Source organism: Nocardia sp. NPDC055321 (assembly GCF_053645575.1).
In genome coordinates, this window is record NZ_JBSHMS010000069.1 from 1 (window position 1) to 3190 (window position 3190).

The 3190-nt window shown below is 71.4% G+C and carries 1 protein-coding gene; it reads left to right on the plus strand.

Annotated features, from left to right (window positions below):
- Positions 1-239 precede the first annotated feature (239 nt).
- On the plus strand, positions 240-2882 hold the full coding sequence (locus ACWIGI_RS41605; protein ID WP_454209213.1) for a LuxR C-terminal-related transcriptional regulator: 2643 nt from the start codon (positions 240-242) through the stop codon (positions 2880-2882).
- The last annotated feature ends 308 nt before the right edge of the window (positions 2883-3190 follow it).

A 3190-nucleotide genomic window follows, 5' to 3' on the forward strand; every position in this document is an offset into this window, starting at 1 on the left:
CGGGCCGCGACATTTTTTTAAAACACACTGTCATCGCCCCGGCCCCCCCCCACCGCGGCGGCCCGGGGCCCGGGCTCGGGGGGGGGCGACCCCCCCACCACCGGCCCCCCCCCCCCGCGCGCCGCGTCACTTCCCGCCGATGCCTGTGAGGAAGACCATCGAACGCTTGACCGGCTCTTGTTTGCTGTAAAGTCGCCGGTGGCGGTTGTGATGTGTCTGCACTCGAACCGGAGGTTTCGGTGACCACCTCACAACGAACATCTGAATGTCCCCGGTCGGCCCTGGAGCGCGAAGCGCCCTACCGGCCGCCCACCCTGGCCTGCGAACCACTCCCCCGGCCCGCGCTCTACGAACGCCTGGCCGCCGCCGACCCCGCGCGGGGTGGCGCCGTGGTGGTGCTCAGCGCACCCGCCGGCGCGGGAAAGACCGTGCTGCTGCTGGATTGGATCGAGCGTCGGCTGCGCCCGAGCGCACCCGAGACCGCCGTCGCCTGGCTGACCATCACCGAATCCTTCGACGCCGATCGCGGCCGCTGGCCGGTCGTCACCGACGCGCTCTGCGCGGCACTCGGAATCGGTACGCCGCCACCGGGAATCACCTTCGCCGCGCACGTGATCAACGCCCTCGCCGACCGCGTGACCCCGACCGTGCTGGTGGTCGACGACGCGCACCTGATCACCGACTCCTTCGTGCTGGCCGCCGTCGAATACCTCATCAGGCACGCGCCGCGCACCCTCACCGTCGTGCTGTCCGGGCGGTACGAACCGCCACTGCGCTGGCACACCCTCGGGGTGGAGGGCCGCGTGGTCCGGATCCGCAAATGGGATCTGGCGCTGTCCGAATCGCAAGTGGCGCAACTGTTCACCCGGAACGGCTGTCCGCTCGACGCCGCCGAGCTCGCGACGGTCACGACCCTGACCCAGGGCTGGCCCGCGCTGGTGCGGATCGCCGCACTGGTGGTGGCGGGCAGTGCCCGGGACCGCGCCGCGGCGTTCGCCGTGCTCGCGCGCCCCGCGCCCGCGGTGGTGGATTTCGTGGTCGCGGAGATCCTGCGCCCGCTGCCGGATCGGCTGCTGGAGTTCCTGATTCGCACCAGCGTCCCGGAGCGATTCACCGAGGCGCTCGCGGACCGGCTGCTCGGCAAGCGCACACACGAGATGCTGGACGAATTGCAGCGCAAAGGTTTTCCCTTCACACGATGTACCGGAGACGGGGAGCTGTGGTTCACCTACCACCCCATGATCCGGGCGTATCTGCTCGCCGAGGCTCGCGGCCGCGGTGACGCGGCGCTGTCCGAACTGCGCCTGACCACGGCGGGCTGGCTGAGCGAGACGGGACGGCCCGCCGCCGCACTCCCGCACCTGGTGGATCTGCTCGATCCCGAACCGCTGCGCGAATTCGTGCGCGACAGGGGCCTCGGCCTCGTCTTCGACGGCTCGGGTCCGCACCTGCTCGCGGCACTCGATCGCGCGGGCTCGGCGCTGTCCGATGATCCGTTCGTCTGGCGCCTGCGCGCCATCGACGCCGTCATGCGCGGCGCGGACCGGGACGCCCTGGCCTACCTCGACCTGATCCGCAGCCAGCCCGCGCACCTGCCGTCCCTCGCCCCGCCGGAGTGGCTGGACGCCCTCGGTTACGCCCTGACGATCGACGCGGTACTGAGTTCCGGTGCGAGCCCGGACGATCCGGCCACCCACTCGGACTCGCTCGCGACCGGCAATCTCGACATCGACTGCTATCTCGCGATTCAGGTGGCCGGAGCCATGCTGCTGCGCGGGCGCCTCGAGCACGGTGAAGCCCTGCTGCGCACGGGTATCACGCTGGCCGAGCGCACCGGCCGGCATCGCCTCGTGACCCGGGCACTGGCCCGGCTGACCGTGGCCGCCATCTACGCGGGCGCGATCACCGTCGCGCGCGCCCGGGCCGAACACGCCCTCGAGTACGCGGCCCGGTACGAGGTCACCGATGTGGGTGACACCCAGCGCATGCAGCTGGTGGTCGCCCTGACCCGGTACGTACAGGGTGCGAAGTTCGACGAACAACAGATCCACGACATCGCGGCGGCCGCGTACGAGGTCGATCACGCGGGCCTGCCCGCCGCCGGCCTCACCGCCCTGGTCTCCTGCCAATTCCTGCTGAGCCGGGTCGCCACCGACCGGTACACCGCCGTCCATCGGGTGCGCGCCGGCCTGCTCCGGCTGCTGGAATCCGATCCGCTGCCCACCGGCAATCAGGGCGTACAACTGCCCGGCATCGTGCGGTCGCTGTTGCAGCTGCGTGAGCCGCGACCGGCGCGGGAACTGGTGGACCGGGCGCGCACGGTGCTCGGCGATACCCCGGAAGTGATTCTGGCGCAGGCCATGCTGGCCGACGCCGCCCACAAGCCCAGGTCGGCGCGCACGCTGCTCGAACCGCTGCTGTCGGGCGACCGGCGCCTGTACTCGGTCACCGAGGTCTCGGCGTGGCTGCGCTACGCGAACGTCCTGCACACCCTCGGCATGCCGTCCAAGGCGGCGTCGGCGCTGGAAACGGCGCTGCGGCTCGCGGCCGCGGACACGCTGGTCTCGCCGTGGCTGGACGTGCCGGAGGCGATCGAACTGCTCGATATCTACACGGGGCGCTTCGGGCGCCTCGACGACTACGCCGAGCGGCTCCGGCATCACCCGGCGGCGGTGCGCGGCGGCACGCTGCCGCCGCTGACCGAGTCGGAAACGATTGTGCTCAAACAGCTTCCCTCCGGGCGCACGATGGGACAGATCGCCGCGGACCTCGGGGTGTCCATCAATACGATCAAGACTCATCTGCGCGGGATCTACACCAAACTCGAAGCCAAGACACGGGTCGACGCCGTGGAGCGGGCCCGCCTGGTCGGTCTGCTGTAGCCGCTCGCGGAAGAGACGGGCCGCCTCCGGCGGCGGTTGTGCTGGAAGGGTGGAGTGCGGCCCTTCTCGTCCGGGAGCGTCGGACGATCTGCGGGGGATCGACCGACTCCGCCATGGTCCCCCGCGCTCGGCGGGCGCCGCCAGGGCATTACCCATAGGGGTACCCATACCCCTCCACCCCGTGGAGGCGGGGGGCGGCGGGAGCCACCCGACGCCGCCGCGCGGGGGGGGCGGGAAACGCGGGCTGGGCCCCAAAGACCGGTGGTTTAAACGGACCCCCCGCCCGGGAGCCGGTAGGGCGGCGCGAT